At 59.7% G+C, this 13,562-nt stretch carries 18 protein-coding genes; 10 read left to right on the top strand and 8 right to left on the bottom strand.

What is annotated here, in order from left to right; all coding sequences use genetic code 11:
- Positions 1 to 34: 34 nt before the first annotated feature.
- The 3 genes from NEZ08_RS21505 to dctP are packed head-to-tail and all read right to left on the bottom strand — an operon-like array spanning position 35 to position 2,963.
- Positions 35 to 1,393 (bottom strand): TRAP transporter large permease, encoded by a 1,359-nt coding sequence (locus tag NEZ08_RS21505; protein WP_298111511.1) that lies wholly within the window; start codon positions 1,391 to 1,393, stop codon positions 35 to 37.
- The gene (locus NEZ08_RS21500) at positions 1,390 to 1,944 is read right to left on the bottom strand and encodes a TRAP transporter small permease (protein WP_298111508.1); all 555 of its coding nucleotides are present in this window, start codon (positions 1,942 to 1,944) and stop codon (positions 1,390 to 1,392) included. The genes NEZ08_RS21505 and NEZ08_RS21500 overlap by 4 nt, the downstream gene beginning before the upstream one ends.
- A complete protein-coding gene (gene dctP / locus NEZ08_RS21495) occupies positions 1,941 to 2,963 on the bottom strand; it encodes a TRAP transporter substrate-binding protein DctP (protein WP_298111504.1) in 1,023 nt (340 codons plus the stop codon). The genes NEZ08_RS21500 and dctP overlap by 4 nt, the downstream gene beginning before the upstream one ends.
- 347 nt (positions 2,964 to 3,310) lie before the next feature.
- Between dctP and NEZ08_RS21490 the strand changes: the two genes are divergently transcribed.
- Entirely contained in the window at positions 3,311 to 3,550 is a 240-nt protein-coding gene (locus NEZ08_RS21490) for a pentapeptide MXKDX repeat protein (protein WP_298111499.1), read from the top strand.
- 272 nt (positions 3,551 to 3,822) lie between these two features.
- Here the strand turns inward: NEZ08_RS21490 and NEZ08_RS21485 are convergent, their stop codons facing one another.
- A complete protein-coding gene (locus NEZ08_RS21485) occupies positions 3,823 to 3,984 on the bottom strand; it encodes a hypothetical protein (RefSeq protein ID WP_298111496.1) in 162 nt (53 codons plus the stop codon).
- Between the two features lie 665 nt (positions 3,985 to 4,649).
- On the opposite strand from NEZ08_RS21485, the gene NEZ08_RS21480 reads away from it, so the two are divergent.
- From NEZ08_RS21480 to NEZ08_RS21470, 3 genes are all read left to right on the top strand, one after another.
- Positions 4,650 to 4,862: a cold-shock protein gene (locus NEZ08_RS21480; RefSeq protein WP_298111493.1), complete on the top strand. Its 213-nt coding sequence runs from the start codon at positions 4,650 to 4,652 to the stop codon at positions 4,860 to 4,862.
- A gap of 147 nt (positions 4,863 to 5,009) precedes the next feature.
- On the top strand, positions 5,010 to 5,198 hold the full coding sequence (locus NEZ08_RS21475) for a hypothetical protein (RefSeq protein ID WP_298111490.1): 189 nt from the start codon (positions 5,010 to 5,012) through the stop codon (positions 5,196 to 5,198).
- A gap of 862 nt (positions 5,199 to 6,060) precedes the next feature.
- The gene (locus tag NEZ08_RS21470) at positions 6,061 to 6,444 is read left to right on the top strand and encodes a hypothetical protein (protein WP_298111488.1); all 384 of its coding nucleotides are present in this window, start codon (positions 6,061 to 6,063) and stop codon (positions 6,442 to 6,444) included.
- A gap of 2 nt (positions 6,445 to 6,446) precedes the next feature.
- Here the strand turns inward: NEZ08_RS21470 and NEZ08_RS21465 are convergent, their stop codons facing one another.
- Positions 6,447 to 7,076, bottom strand: a complete 630-nt coding sequence (locus tag NEZ08_RS21465; RefSeq protein ID WP_298111485.1) for a hypothetical protein — start codon at positions 7,074 to 7,076, stop codon at positions 6,447 to 6,449.
- A 5-nt stretch (positions 7,077 to 7,081) separates the two neighbouring features.
- Positions 7,082 to 7,321, bottom strand: coding sequence for a hypothetical protein (locus NEZ08_RS21460; RefSeq protein ID WP_298111482.1), 240 nt, complete (start codon positions 7,319 to 7,321; stop codon positions 7,082 to 7,084).
- 536 nt (positions 7,322 to 7,857) lie between these two features.
- Here NEZ08_RS21460 and NEZ08_RS21455 point away from each other — a divergent pair.
- From NEZ08_RS21455 to NEZ08_RS21430, 6 genes are all read left to right on the top strand, one after another.
- On the top strand, positions 7,858 to 8,400 hold the full coding sequence (locus NEZ08_RS21455; RefSeq protein ID WP_298111479.1) for a recombinase family protein: 543 nt from the start codon (positions 7,858 to 7,860) through the stop codon (positions 8,398 to 8,400).
- Positions 8,397 to 9,158, top strand: a complete 762-nt coding sequence (locus NEZ08_RS21450) for a hypothetical protein (RefSeq protein ID WP_298111476.1) — start codon at positions 8,397 to 8,399, stop codon at positions 9,156 to 9,158. The genes NEZ08_RS21455 and NEZ08_RS21450 overlap by 4 nt, the downstream gene beginning before the upstream one ends.
- 13 nt (positions 9,159 to 9,171) lie before the next feature.
- Positions 9,172 to 9,735, top strand: coding sequence for a hypothetical protein (locus NEZ08_RS21445; RefSeq protein ID WP_298111473.1), 564 nt, complete (start codon positions 9,172 to 9,174; stop codon positions 9,733 to 9,735).
- A 450-nt stretch (positions 9,736 to 10,185) separates the two neighbouring features.
- Positions 10,186 to 10,572 carry a hypothetical protein gene (locus tag NEZ08_RS21440; RefSeq protein ID WP_298111470.1) on the top strand — a complete coding sequence of 129 codons (387 nt, stop codon included), beginning with the start codon at positions 10,186 to 10,188 and terminating at the stop codon, positions 10,570 to 10,572.
- 20 nt (positions 10,573 to 10,592) lie between these two features.
- The gene (locus NEZ08_RS21435; RefSeq protein WP_298111469.1) at positions 10,593 to 12,224 is read left to right on the top strand and encodes a hypothetical protein; all 1,632 of its coding nucleotides are present in this window, start codon (positions 10,593 to 10,595) and stop codon (positions 12,222 to 12,224) included.
- 8 nt (positions 12,225 to 12,232) lie between these two features.
- Positions 12,233 to 12,523, top strand: a complete 291-nt coding sequence (locus NEZ08_RS21430; RefSeq protein WP_298111466.1) for a hypothetical protein — start codon at positions 12,233 to 12,235, stop codon at positions 12,521 to 12,523.
- Here NEZ08_RS21430 and NEZ08_RS21425 read toward each other — a convergent pair.
- Complete coding sequence (locus NEZ08_RS21425; RefSeq protein WP_298111464.1) at positions 12,492 to 13,019, bottom strand: hypothetical protein; 528 nt, start codon at positions 13,017 to 13,019, stop codon at positions 12,492 to 12,494. The genes NEZ08_RS21430 and NEZ08_RS21425 overlap by 32 nt on opposite strands.
- A 208-nt stretch (positions 13,020 to 13,227) precedes the next feature.
- Positions 13,228 to 13,562: hypothetical protein (locus NEZ08_RS21420; protein WP_298111461.1), on the bottom strand; the 335-nt coding region annotated here is incomplete at its 5' end.

The raw sequence follows: 13,562 nt of genomic DNA, 5'->3' as shown, positions 1-13,562 counted from the left end.
GCGATCAATTCGCTATTGGCTACTCGCTATTTACTCACTTGCTTCCGTCCGGCCCCATCAGGAGGTTCGGCAGCCAGGTGGAGATTTCCGGAACAAAGCACAGGATCAGCACGGCCAGCATCATCAGAAGCACGAACGGCAATGTGCCGAAGATGACTTCGCGCAAGGGAATGTCGGGCGCGACGTTTCGGATGACAAAGATGTTCAATCCGACCGGCGGGTGAATAAGACCCATCTCCATCACAATGGTCATGACAACGCCGAACCAGATGATGTCAAAGCCGGCTGCCCGCAACGGAGGCAGGATGATCGGCGCGGTCATCAGGATGATCGACACCGGCGGCAGGAAAAATCCAAGCACAACGACGAGGACCAGAATCGCGGCGAGCAGTTCCCAGCGCGGCAAGTGCATGGCGACGACGGATTCGGCAGCCGACTGTGAGATGTGGAGATAGCTCATTACGTACGAGTAGAGCAGCGACATGCCGATGATCAGCATCAGCATCGTGGATTCGCGGATGGTGGACGCCAGGATCGGCGACAGGTCGGACGGCCGCCATACGCCGTAGATCATCGCGATGAGGGCCAGCGCGAGCAGTCCGCCAAGTCCGGCGGTTTCCGAGGGCGTGGCATAGCCGCCATACAGCGCGACCATCACACCGGTCAGAAGCAGCACGAAAGGCAGAACCCGCGGCAGAGCACCGAAGCGTTCGGCCATGGTGAATTTGTCGAGAACCAGTATCGCCGATTCAGCGCCCGTCTTTTCATAGGCCAACCGCGCCGCCGCGTACTCCTTGCGGAAGTGGATCACGGCATAGCCGCCGAACAGCACGACCAGCAGAAGCGCCGGGCCGATGCCGGCCAGAAACAGCCGGCCGAGAGATTTTTCTGCCGAAACCGCAAACAGGATCATGGTGATCGAGGGCGGCAGCAGAATGCCGAGCGTGCCGCCGGCGGCAATGATCCCGGCTGCGAACCCGCCGGAATAGCCGCGCTTTCGCATCTCGGGAATCCCGGCCGAACCGATCGCCGAACAGGTGGCGGGCGACGATCCGGCCATGGCGGCGAACAGGGCACAGGCGAATACGTTGGCGACGCCGAGGCCGCCGGGGACGCGGTTCAGCCAGGCGTGGATCGCGGAATAAAGATCCTGGCCGGCGCGGGACTTGCCGATCGCGGCGCCCTTGAGGATGAAGAGCGGGATCGACAACAGCGTAATCGAGGCCATTTCCTCGTAGACGTTTTGCGTTACCGTATCGAGGGACGCCGAAGGCATGTAGATGCCCATGAACACGACTGCCACGGCGCCAAGCGCGAATGCGATCGGCATGCCGGAGAACATCGCCAACAGCGTGGCCAGCCCGTAGGACACGCCAATACCGAAAACGGTCATCGGCGAGATGCTCCGGCGATCGGCGCAACAATTTGCAGCAGGATTTGCACACACAACAGCGTCATGCCCAATGCCATCAAGCCGTAGGGAATATCGAGTGGCGGCGCCCACATGGAATCCGATACTTGGCCTTCGTGCCAGGCTTCATAGGTCAGCGTCCACGACTTCCAGGTGAAAAATGTGCAGAATGCGAAGCTTGCAAGATCGACCAGCCACAGCCGGATGCGGTTGGCAAACGGCGACAGCAGGCCGACAAAGGCTTCGATGCCGATGTGGCCGCGTTGCTGTTGGACCCACGCCGAGGTCATAAAGGCGGTGCCTACCAGCAGAAACACTGCCGCCTCGTCCTGCCAGTAGTTCGGCATCTGAAATAGTTCCCGCCCAACCACGCTGTAGCTGAGGACGAGGCATGCGGCGACCATCGCGATGGAGGCGAGAACGAAGATGATGCGGTTGCACCAGGTCAGAATGTGGTTGATCGCGGCGACCGGCCAGGGGCCGATCGCAGCATCTTGCCGATAGTCCCGATCCGGAAGTGGACCGTGCATCACGCCGTGACTTCGGATGCGAGTTTTAGCAATTGGCCCGAGGTTGCGGTCTTGGCGCCGTAGTCTTTCCAAGCCGTATCGCGGGCGATGTCGCGCCATTTGTTGACGATCGCAGCGTCAAGCTCGCTGACCTTGGCGCCGGCCTTGGCGTAGACCTTGGCGACCTGCGCGTCGTCGTCCTGGGCGCCCTTGCGACCGAAGGCTTCCAATTCGGTGCCCAGCGCGAGAATCGTGTCCTGATGCTTTTTCGGCAAGCCGTCGAAAATCGATTTCGACATAAGCAGCGGCTCGAGCATGAACCAATAGGAAGCTTTCGCTCCCGAGGTCAGCGCTTTCGAAACTTCTTCGAGTCGGAAGGAAATCAGACTGGTGGAGGAAGTGATGCCTGCATCGCAGGCGCCGGTTTGCATGGCCGCGTAAAGATCGTTTGACGGCACGGACAGCACGGCAGCGCCCGCAGTCTGAAGCACCATATCCATCTCGCGCGAACCGCCGCGGACCTTCAGCCCCTTGGCATCTTCGGGCAACACCAGGGGGCGCGAACGGCTGGCGACGCCACCGGCCTGCCACACCCAGCTCAGCATGATTATGCCCTTGTCGGCGAGGAAATCGGTAAGCGTCTTGCCGACTGCGTTCTTCTTCCAGTTCATACCCTGATCATAAGTCGAGACGAGGCCCGGCATCAGGCCGATATTGGTCTCAGGCAATTCGCCGCCGGCATAGGGCAGGGGATAAAGGCTGATATCGAGGGCACCCTTTCGCATCGCCGAGAATTGCGCCTTGGTCTTGATTAGCGACGAGTTCGGATAGACGTCGGCTGTGATCTCACCACCGGTGCGCTTGGCCAATTCAGCGGCGAATTTGCGGCACAGACGATCGCGGAAGTCGCCTTGGTCGATCGTCCCACCCGGAAATTGGTGCGAGATTTTCAAGGTCGTGGCCGCACTGGCTGTGCCGATCCCGAAGCGGAGGATGGCCGGCGCGGCAAGTGTGGACGCAAGGATGTGGCGACGCGTATACATGTTAACCCTCCCTGGGCAATTAGCTCGACGATTTTCGCTGGAAATTCCGGACGGTAGCTTACGATGGACGGTGCTTATACCCGTCCATATTCTCGATGGCTGTAATCGAAAAGTCTGAGATGGGCAGGCGGAGCCATTGGTGCGCTGCAAACTGTGGCAAAATTGCTGGAGCCGGGTTGCTCATTTCGATTTTTAAGATCCTCCAGCTGGTTCGGGCTTGGAGGCCTGTCACACGGCGAAACTTTTTTCAATGGCGCGGTAACGAAAACCGTTCCGGGATCGTCGTTAGAACGGATGGCCTGTGCCGCCATCACAACCGCCTTTTCAGGTTTAGAAGGAATCCATCGATGACCATCAGCACCCGTATCGCGCTCGGAATTTCGGCTGCGACGCTTTCGCTCGGCCTCGCGCTTGCCCCCGCCTTCGCCATGGACAACATGAAGAAGGAAGACGGCATGATGAAGAAGGAGTCTATGTCCAAGGACAGCATGAAAAAGGACACCATGTCGTCCAAGGACACGATGAAGAAGGACGACGGCATGAAGAAAAACGACGGGATGATGAAGAAGGATAGCATGTCCAAGTAAGGCGGCCTTCCGAACAGGATTTTGCTGGCAGGCTCGCCGAGGCGGCGGGCCTGTTGCCAGTTTTCGGAACGGGCGACTATCCGCATTCCTGAGGCAACGCGCCCAGTCAGGAATGTTTTGCAAGTGGCACGGGCACGTGCCGGGTCCAATGGGATGTCGGAACGCCCACCCTCACGCCATAGACCCCGCACTCGACAAAGTGGCGCAGCTCCAGCGGTGGCGGCAGCAGCGCAAATCGGCGCACGTGGCCATTCCCGCGGGCGAGCCCAGTGTTAGGGCGGCAGCGACTTCTTCAATTCCATCGTCATCCCGGACGTATCTGCCGCGACTTCCGGGGCGATACTCCAGGCAGCTATCGCAACCAGCATCATCAGGATCGCAAGGGTCAGTGCGCTGACGCTTGCCGCGAGGTAACGTTTCGACGCTTTATACATGGAAGAACGCTCACGCTGTCATCCTCCCCAGGGCCAGCGTCTAACGGCTCACCGAGTCGCGGGGCGAGTTCGTGGCAGGTGAGCGGCGAATTTCAGGCGTGTTTGGGCTACTGGCAAGGCGGCTGGAGGCTCGACTGCCGCGTTCGTCCGACCTCTCTTAATCCCCGGGGCGGCATTAGGCCAGTATGGCTGCCTGATCCATGTAGGTGCGGGCACCAGCGGTATCGGACATGATGCTCGCAGACCCGGGGCAAGTTTTTCCTTCGGATTTATGTTGAGGCCCGGCGGGCCGCTGACCGCATGGTCAGCGGCCATTTGCCGAACCGAGATCTACGAGAACGGCGCCGCCGCTTGCGGGAATTCAATCAGGATGCGGCTTATGGTGAACGTGCATGTGATAGAGCACGCTCCTGGCATCCGGGATCAGCCCTTGCCCGGGGATCATGGCGATCCCAGCAGAACGAGCAGGGAAGGGCGGCCCAACATCTTAGGCTGGCTCACCCGGATATGGGCGCCGATTGTCCTCAAAGGGCTTTTTCGGCGCATGGCTCACCGCCAGACGTAGTCCAGCGTGATGACGGCATGTGGGCGCTGGGGTGGCACGATGATGCGCCAGGCCCATTCGAAAGTCCGGTATTTGCGGCGGCCGTCGCAGCGAGGGCCGCATGATGCGCGGCACCGTCAAATTCTTTGACCTGATGAGGGGCTACGGCTTCATCAAAACCGACGGCGGTGATGACGTTTTCGTCCACCGCAGCGACCTTCAGCCATCGTGTCGCGTAGGCGGCGAACTGATGTTGGCTCCCGATCAGCGCGTCAGCTTTGAAGTAGTCGAAGCCGCACGCGGGCCGAGGGCCACCACGGTGGCGCCCGCATGATCAGGGTCCAACTCGGCAAGGAAATCGCGCCCGGCGTCTTTGAATACTCGATCGCGGGTATGGGCCTGGGCGGCCGATCGCGCCAGCCTTTGCTTGATGGCTGCCGCGAAATCAAACGCATCCTTGGGGAGACCGAAAGCGGCGGAAATGCAGGCCGGTCTCTTTCGGTCGGGGCGAACGAGGCCGGACCTGCACTGCCTGGTGATGGCCGGTGCCGAGATGACCGTCAGCGAGCCGGCGGCCGGCCGAATCCATTTCAGCAAGTTCCAGAAATTCGAAGGGTCGGCGATCGGCCGTTCCGACACCACCACCGCAACGGCAGAAGCCGAAGCATAAACGAGCAAACCCCGCAGGCCTGCCAGCCGACGGGGTTTGAAGAAAGGATCAAGTTTTGCAGAACACCTCTATGCCATCCCCGCGCGCGGAAATCAACCGCTACGCGACCAAGCTCAACAGCAAGAAAGATAGTTCGGCGCTCACGCGCTGATGATCCTCGCGATCATCAGTGTGGACGCTGGCCGCTTGCCTTCGAGCACTAAGGCAGCCGTCTACATCCTGATGATCGCGGAGATAGGCACATAGCCCATCCCGTCGGTCGGGTGCGGTCCGCGAGGCTAACAGGCCTGTTGCGGGAAGCCGTAGGCAGAGAAACCAATCCCAACCGTCGAATGCAGCACTGGTTGGGGCGCCGAGGGTGTGAGGCTTTGCCTCTCCAGATCAAGGGCGCGCTGCGAACATGCTGGAGTCCGGTATCCGCAAGGTGCCGGGGCGGCTCTGCAGAAACTCGTCTCAGGTTTCATGTGAGCTGTCCTGAACGTCCGCTTTTCGAAAAGGTAAATCCGTCGAAAAGCGGGTGTTCGGGCAGATGCGAAATCTGAACTCGGTTTCATGGACGCGAAGGAAAGTAAGGGGAGTGAAGGAAAGGACGGTGCCGAATGGATAGAGGCAAGATCAACGAGGCGGCCTGGTCGATCATCGATCGGGCGAACGGCAAGCGCCAGCGGGTGCGGAAGAAGAGACTAAGCGAGCACCAGCGGACGGCGGATGCGCTCACGCGGCGGAACGAGAAGGAGCGGCAGAATCAACTTGTCGGCAGTCGGGGAGCGGCCGGACCTTGCAGGCGAATCGACCCTGTGACGGGCGACATAATCGGCATTGTGAAGAAGTCGCGCCGCGGCTGTGCAATGGAGGAGTCAAGGTGAAGGTTGATGTGGAGACCGCGCTTGAGCTTCGCGACCTCGCCCTCGCTATCGTCAAGTCGGCCGGCAGATGGCAGCCGGCGGGACGAGGTCCCAAGATTCTCGTGTGCCGCGACCAAGGGCTGCAAATCGCCTATCGGTCGCCATTCCAGAAACTGCCGCCAATAACCGGCGAGATGATCCGTCAAGCAATCAGCTTCGGACTGGCACCGAGGCAGAACATGCCGAACGGGCTCGACATCTGGCTGGTCGACGGCAAGGCCCGCAAGGTGCTGAACATTGAGTGGTCCGAAACGGACGTCGCCGCGGTGAACTTCATTCCCGGACCCTGGCAGCAACTACTGGCAAAGTGGGCGGCCAAAAGCGAGAAGCTCCCTGTATGACTCTATTTTGCAGCCGCTTTACACCGATCCTGATCAGGCTGGGCTAGTTCCGAGTATGGAAGCTGATTAGTGGTCGGAGAGACCTCGCCGCGCTGAAAGAGGAAGGCTTGCTCGTAGGTCGTGCCAGCATCGTCGAAGTATTTGGCGCAGGCCAACATAAACGGTGCCTTGTCGGTTAGGTGCGGGTCAAACCGAGCCGTCGAGCCAAACCCGGGAAATATGTTTGTCCCGGCTCCAACGATTGGGACGGCCACCAACTTGACGGGCTTTGCGTCGAGTTCCGATAGAGAGAACAGCGTCAGCACTGCGCGACGGGCTGTGACTTTGCCGACGTTGTTGAAACCGATCTGCGTGTCTGCCGAACGTTTATCGAAGTCGGCCTTCATGCCATAAGAGACCAGATACGGGCGGTTCGCGGCAACGGTCAGATTGTAATTGGCGATGATGTAGGAGAGGCTGCAGGTACTCAAGCCGATCGCGATCAACCCAACAAGCAAGCTCGGCAGACCGGCGCGCTTTCCCACAAGCTCAAGCCAATCCCAGATGGAGGTCTTCCGATTTGGGGTGACCTTTACCGTCGGCTCGACAGATGCCGGCTTGGGATAAGCGACCTGGGCTTCGTCCGTGCTCACCGTAGCTACCTGGGAAGTGGGATCTGAGTGATCTCCTGTCCTTCAACCTCAAGAACAAGATCGCACTTTCGGACGTCGAACGCAGCGCTGAAGCCGTTGCTGAAGGCGCCGCCGCGGCATTCCTTCTTGGCCTCGGTCGACCAGACAGCCACTACCAGCGCCAACACTAGAGCCGGGATCAATCCGGCCACGACAAGCCAGCGCAAAGAAACAGGCCGCCAATAATTCAGGACAATCGAATTCATGCTCAAAATCCAGATGGACGAATCAATGGGAGCAAGATGAACCCTGTCACCGGAAGACGCATCATCACGACCTCGTCATAAGACGACCTATCCGCAACCCGGCAAAGCTACCGCTTGCCAGCACGCGGATACGTCATTCTTGGACGTATCGCCAAACCGGGGTGTGGGCGGTCCTAAACGCGCACGCCCCTTAACTTTAAAATCGGGGCCCCGATGACCCACCGGGGCAGGCCTCGGCCGCCGCACTGCCCGCGCCGTCCGCCTGACGCCGCCGGCGGGATTGTCCCGTTGGCACGAAAATTGATGCAGCAGTCCGCCGATGCCGGCATAGGAACACCCCGCGCCACGCGGGATTGGGCCAGCGATGGGCCTGACGCCTTGGCCTATCGACCCTCCCGAGACTTGGCCCGGCCAACAAGCCGGGCTTTTCTTTGGCCAGCCTTTTGCAAAACTCCTAAGTTTCACAACTTTCGGCTGGACGTGCAAAATCAACGTGTTATCTTTTGCAAAAGTTATTTGCAAAATGGAGCGCGAAAATGGCCGTTGTTGGATACGCCCGGGTCAGTACCCAGGACCAGAACCTCGCCGGGCAGCTGGAAGCCCTGAAGGCCGCCGGTGCCGAGACGATCTATCGCGAAAAGATCAGCGGTGTCCGGGCCGATCGACCGCAACTGGCGAAGCTGATGGCGTCCCTGAAGGCTGGTGACGTTGTCATGGTCACCAAGCTGGACCGGCTTGGCCGCAGTACCCGGGAACTGTTGGAGTTGATCGAGCGCATTGGCCAAGCCGGCGCCGCCTTCCGCAGTCTCGGGGATCCGCTGTTCGATACAACGTCATCACAAGGCCGACTTGTCGCCACGCTGCTTGCCGCCATTGCCGCCTTCGAGCGCGACCTGATCATTGAGCGCACCAGCGACGGTAGGAAACGCGCCATGGCGGCCGGGAAGAAGTTCGGCCGCAAGCCCAAACTGTCTGACTATCAGCGCGAGGAGGCCATTAAACGCCGCGCAGAAGGTGAAACGCTGGCCTCGATCGCCAAGTCCTATGCGGTCGACATCTCCATGATCAGCCGCCTATGACCATTCTGAAGACCTACATGGACGAGTCCGGCATCCACGACGGCGCAGCCGTCGTCGCGGTGGCTGGGTACATCAGCCGCCCGAAATACTGGCGGGCCTGGATCAAGGATTGGAACGCGGCCAAGAAGCCCATCAAGGTCTTCCACTCGACCGACTGTGCCAACTTCCGGGGAGAGTTTGACGGCTGGGACAAGGATCGGCGCGATGCCTTTGTGGCCAGCCTTTTGCCGGTCCTGCCGCGCCACGAGTTGGCCGGGATTGTCATTGGCATCGACATGAACGCCTTCAAGCAGGATATTGCTCAACATCCGGAGCTCAAGCGCATGTTCGGCGAGCCTTACACTGCGTGCTTCCAGTGGGCCGTTTCGATCATCATGGATATTGCTAGCGGGCACGGGACGGGTGAGCCGATGGCGTTTGTTCATGAAAACAATGACTTTCAGGGCGAGGCCCAAAGGGCCTTCGAATATGTTAGGGACAACCTGAACCCGCGCGACATCAAGATGACCATGGGATTTGGCGCTAAGGCCGATTACCCGCCTCTTCAGGCGGCCGATGTCCTTGCCTATGAGGGCGCAAAGTTCGTCCGCAATCCGACCGGCCAGTTGCGGCGCGCGTGGGTTGCGCTCGACCCCGACAAATCTCGCATCATTGTGCGCAGGTACAGCCCTGACAACATGGGCACGCTGATCCAAACCCTGACCGAATATCGTCAGCGACTCCTCGCGCAAGGCTGGAATGGCAAGTTGATCGCTTAGAGCCGGAGTGGCGATGGAGTTGAACAAACTGGACGCCGCCGGTCGTCAGCTCGATGCGGCCATCCGTATGTTTTTCGGTGAAGAAGACCCGGTCGCCGTGCACACCGTGACATCGGCAGCCTTCACCGTTGTCCGAAACCTCTGCGAAAAGCGAGGCAATATTGACAGCTTCAGGCGTTTTAGTCGCTGGATCAAGCCTGGCTCTGAAGGGAAGTTTTGGTCGGCGGTGAACGGCCAGGCGAACTTTCTCAAACATGCCGATCGGGATGCTGACGACCTATTCGACTTCAACGAAGGGGCGACGGAGCTGTTGATCCTGATGGCGGCAAAGTGGTTCATAGACCTTGGGAACGACAGTTCGCCCGAGATTAGAGCCTTCGGCGCGTGGTTCGTGCTGATGCATCCGGACATGGTGCAGCCGGCGGTGATCGAAGAATTTCGCAAGGCAAGCGCGGACTTCTATCCGCGGCTAAAGGGCGCTTTCGAAAAGCTTGATCCTCATGACCATCGGCGCGCGGGCAATGAGATGTTGAGCCAAATGCGGCAAGCATTAAACGTCACCGACCGTCGAAAGTGAACGACGCAACGGCCAACTTGGCCGTTGCTGAATTTTTTTCTGTGTGTGGCGAGCCTGATCGCCTGCGCCGGCCCGTGGATCAATTCGCAGATTCCGTTCGCGCTCGGCGATATGCGCGGCCCGCGTAGGCCCCGCGCCGATTTGGTCGGTGGCAGGATCGCGTTTCAGCGCGAGAGTGGCCTGACCTGCCCCCACGCCGGCGCGCGATGCACGCGGCATCCAAACGCGCGCTAGCGGCACAGCATTATTTGAATATTTTTCGGATGAGCGAACATTGATGGTCGCGGGGTGGAGAAGTCGCGCGCCTCTGGCGTGAACTTAGCAAATCATTTACCCGATAGACCCCAACATGTGCCCCGATGTGCATCGCAAGTCCGATGCACCCCGTCCCGGAAGACGCGCTGATCCGGGGAGGCAGCACCAGGCGATCCATTCCCCTCGGGAATCTCGATGCCGGTTGCTGCCAGACGCTCCACCCGCAAAACGCCTTCGGGCATTCGTCTTCCTCGAGTTGACGCGCGCACGCGCACGTCGCGGCGATACCTTGAACTCGTGCAGACTTTCGAGCGCGAAATCGGCGGCCAGTTGACGGAGACCGATCGCGTTCTTGTCAAGCAGGCAGCCTCCATCACCATCCGCGCTGAGCAACTCGAAGCGGCGATCGTGGCCGGGCAGTCGGTCGACAGTGACGAGTTGATCCGGCTGACGTCGGAATGCCGAAGGATTCTGGCGACGCTCAAGGGCAGCGCGGAGAAGAACAAGCCGGCGGTTCCCTCGTTGCAGGACTACATCGCCAGCAAATACGGCGCTGGCGCAGCGGCCGGAGGTGATGCGTGACCATCAGCCTCGTCGACGCCATGCGCGATCCGAAGCTATTGGGCGGGCCGTTTCAGGCCCCTACCTTCTGGACTTGGTTTTGCGTCGCCAAACTGCTCAGCGGTGAGCCGCTCGACGAACGCGAGGCCGAGCTCTTCCGGCGATGTACCGGCCGCACCAAGCTTCCCGACGGTCCGGTGCGCGCGCTGATCTTCTTGAGCGGTCGACGTTCCGGCAAAGATCGCTTCATGTCCGCGGTTGCCATCTATCGCGCCGCGCTCGCTGCGGATTGGTCGCAGACGTTGAGCCAAGGGGAGCAAGGCGTCGTTCTTTTGCTTGGAGCGGACAAAAAGCAAGCGAGGATTCTGAGGTCGTACTGTGCGGGCCTCCTTCAGGCTCCGCTGCTTTCCAGCCTGGTCACCCGAAACACCGAAGAGCGCGTCGAGTTCCGCAACGGCGCGGTCCTCGAGATCGCCACCAACGACGCCGACCTTGTCCGCGGCCGCAGCGCGATCGCCGTCCTCGGAACGGAAGCTTGCTTCTGGCGCACCGATGGCGCCAGCGCATCGAACGATGAAGAGGTTGTCGGTGCCGCAGAACCCGGCATGGCGATGATCCCTGACGGCGGCCTGCTGATGATGGCGTCTTCGGTGCATCGGCGGCGCGGGTATATGCACCGCCGATGGAAGGAACTGCACGGCAACGACGAGGCCGACGACATCTGCTGGCTCTCTCCGAGCTCGACGATGAACCCGGCCCTGCCGGCATCGGTGGTCGAGAAAGCACTCGCCAAAGATCCGGCGCGCGCCAGGGCCGAATTCTTGTCGATCTGGCGCGAGGATGTTTCCGACTTCATCCCGATGGACGTACTGGAGTCGGCCACCGACTTCGGCGTCCGAGAGCGGCCGCCTCAACCGTCGACCCGGTATTTCGCATTTACGGATGCTGCCGGTGGGACCGGGAAAGATGGATTCGCAATCTGCTTGGGACATCGCGACAAGCACGGTGCCGTGATCCTCGATGTTCTGCGCGAACGAGCCCCGCGGTTCGTTCCGGCTGACGTCGTGAAGGAATATGCGGATATCCTTCGCCGCTACGGAATCAGGTCCATCAAGGGAGATCGCTATTCCTCTGGCTGGAACGCAAACGAGTGGGAACGCAACGGCATTCACTATGAGCCGTCGGACCTGACCAAGTCCGAGTTGTTCTTGTCCGCTCTGCCAATGCTTTTGTCGGGCCAGGCTCGGCTGCTGGATAGCGAAAAGCTCCGACTCCAATTTGTCGGTCTCGAACGGCGCGTCCATTCGAACGGTCGGGAATCCGTGGGGGACGATGGCCGCACCGGTTCACACGACGACCTGGCCAATGTGTGCGCCGGCGTCCTCGCCGAGCTCAAGGAAGACTGGTCCGGCGGCCGCGCAATCTTCGAGGTCTACCGCCAGCAGGCGGAAGCGGAGCGGATCGCCGGCGACAGCCCCTTCATCAAGCGCGACAAGCCCGAGCCGATCAAGCGCACGTGGGCTGTGGGCAGTGTCGAGTGGCAACTCGAGCAAGAAGGTCGCGGCAGCCCGCCACCTCAGAACGATACCCCCGCGATCGGGCGCGCTGCACCAGCGCCGAACCTTGATGAAGTTTGGAATGAAAAGTTGAAAAAGGCCGGACTGGTGGCCTGAGGGGAACCATGATCACGACCGACAACATCGTGGCGGACTTGCAAAAGGTCGAAGCCGACGTCGCCGAGCTCTCGCAGCCATCGGGAGATCAGCAAGCGACAGCCGCCGCGCTCTCCGCCGTCACCGTCACGGTCAACAACGCCGTCGGCCAGATGCAGGCGATCGCCACCCGCATCATCGCCAACGCATCAGACGCCACCGAGGTGCAGAACCAGGCTCAAACGTTCTCTGCAATCGCCAACACGCTACAAGCCGACGTCTCCGGCATCATCGCATCAGCCATGAAAGGCAAAACATGAAGCCCCACCTCCGCGCCGTCGACACCACCACCGTATCGCTCACGCCATCCCGCGCCAAATTGCGCGAACTCATCCGCAGCCGGGATGCAAGCGCAAGCAAACGGCGATGCACGCTACCAGCATCAAGCACAAGCATTGCGTCGGTTAGTTCATCGCGGCCGATGTATATGGTATGACGCAATGCCGATGAGTGCACGTTGCAGCGGTAGCAGTTTGCGTTTGTTTGTGCAAGCGTCACCAGCATAGGACCACAAATGCCAATGCATGAAGCATCATCGAGTGCCAAGCGTATTTGATGCAGCGACAATGACAAGGCAGTGGTGTCATCATCGACAAAGGCCGAGTCATCTTGCGCTACTTCAGGGTATGGTACGATGCAAGCAAAGCCAGCACGACGTATGCTGATGCTGTGACGGTGTAGGCTTTGGTCGAAGGACAAGTCGAAAGAGTTGTCGGGAAAGGTGCTGACAAGGTGTGACACACGCTCATACAGCACACGGTCGCTTGGAGTGCGGTAGTGGATGGCGTTGCGACGATGCAACATTGGTAGCAAGAGATGAAGGTGAGACTGCGACTCGAAGGGGCAGGTGGGAGTTTTATAGTGTGCGCGTGCGAGTGGCTGACGCGTCTGCCCTCACGCGTCTGTCGTCTTTAACAACGCGTTATATCGACATGCGTGAGTTTACATGGTAGACACTATACTGTCACGCGTTGGTGTTGCGTGTTTCAGCAACGATGCTGCCTTCTACATCATAGCTTTGCTCATGTTGTGAGATAAAGCGCATATGGCTTTCGTAAAATGCGAAGAGTTTTTTTGGCGCTAGATCATGTAGTCTTTCCGTCGGTATCATTTCATAGTTACCATTTGTTAGCAATACGCATGCCATAAGAGTACCTTGTTCATTCTTTTCAATCGTTTCGATTTTTGCAATGCGGTCTGCATAGCTACTCCCCGATGATATGCGTGCTGCGCGTTCACGCCAATCGACCGTTATTACGTTGGTAGATGTGCGTGTAGCACGTGATTTAAACGACATTG

The sequence above is a fragment of the Bradyrhizobium sp. genome, from assembly GCF_027451485.1.
In the GTDB taxonomy this organism is placed as follows: Bacteria; Pseudomonadota; Alphaproteobacteria; order Rhizobiales; family Xanthobacteraceae; genus Bradyrhizobium.
This window is presented reverse-complemented; position numbering and strand designations above follow the sequence as displayed.

Excerpts from the sequence above, each read along its gene's own strand:
- NEZ08_RS21505 (WP_298111511.1), bottom strand. The coding sequence starts at position 1,393 with ATGACCGTTTTCGGTATTGGCGTGTCCTACGGGCTGGCCACGCTGTTG.
- dctP (WP_298111504.1), bottom strand. The coding sequence starts at position 2,963 with ATGTATACGCGTCGCCACATCCTTGCGTCCACACTTGCCGCGCCGGCC.
- NEZ08_RS21490 (WP_298111499.1), top strand. The coding sequence starts at position 3,311 with ATGACCATCAGCACCCGTATCGCGCTCGGAATTTCGGCTGCGACGCTT.
- NEZ08_RS21485 (WP_298111496.1), bottom strand. The coding sequence starts at position 3,984 with ATGTATAAAGCGTCGAAACGTTACCTCGCGGCAAGCGTCAGCGCACTG.
- NEZ08_RS21480 (WP_298111493.1), top strand. The coding sequence starts at position 4,650 with ATGATGCGCGGCACCGTCAAATTCTTTGACCTGATGAGGGGCTACGGC.
- NEZ08_RS21475 (WP_298111490.1), top strand. The coding sequence starts at position 5,010 with ATGCAGGCCGGTCTCTTTCGGTCGGGGCGAACGAGGCCGGACCTGCAC.
- NEZ08_RS21460 (WP_298111482.1), bottom strand. The coding sequence starts at position 7,321 with ATGAATTCGATTGTCCTGAATTATTGGCGGCCTGTTTCTTTGCGCTGG.
- NEZ08_RS21455 (WP_298111479.1), top strand. The coding sequence starts at position 7,858 with ATGGCCGTTGTTGGATACGCCCGGGTCAGTACCCAGGACCAGAACCTC.
- NEZ08_RS21450 (WP_298111476.1), top strand. The coding sequence starts at position 8,397 with ATGACCATTCTGAAGACCTACATGGACGAGTCCGGCATCCACGACGGC.
- NEZ08_RS21445 (WP_298111473.1), top strand. The coding sequence starts at position 9,172 with ATGGAGTTGAACAAACTGGACGCCGCCGGTCGTCAGCTCGATGCGGCC.
- NEZ08_RS21440 (WP_298111470.1), top strand. The coding sequence starts at position 10,186 with ATGCCGGTTGCTGCCAGACGCTCCACCCGCAAAACGCCTTCGGGCATT.
- NEZ08_RS21435 (WP_298111469.1), top strand. The coding sequence starts at position 10,593 with ATGCGCGATCCGAAGCTATTGGGCGGGCCGTTTCAGGCCCCTACCTTC.
- NEZ08_RS21430 (WP_298111466.1), top strand. The coding sequence starts at position 12,233 with ATGATCACGACCGACAACATCGTGGCGGACTTGCAAAAGGTCGAAGCC.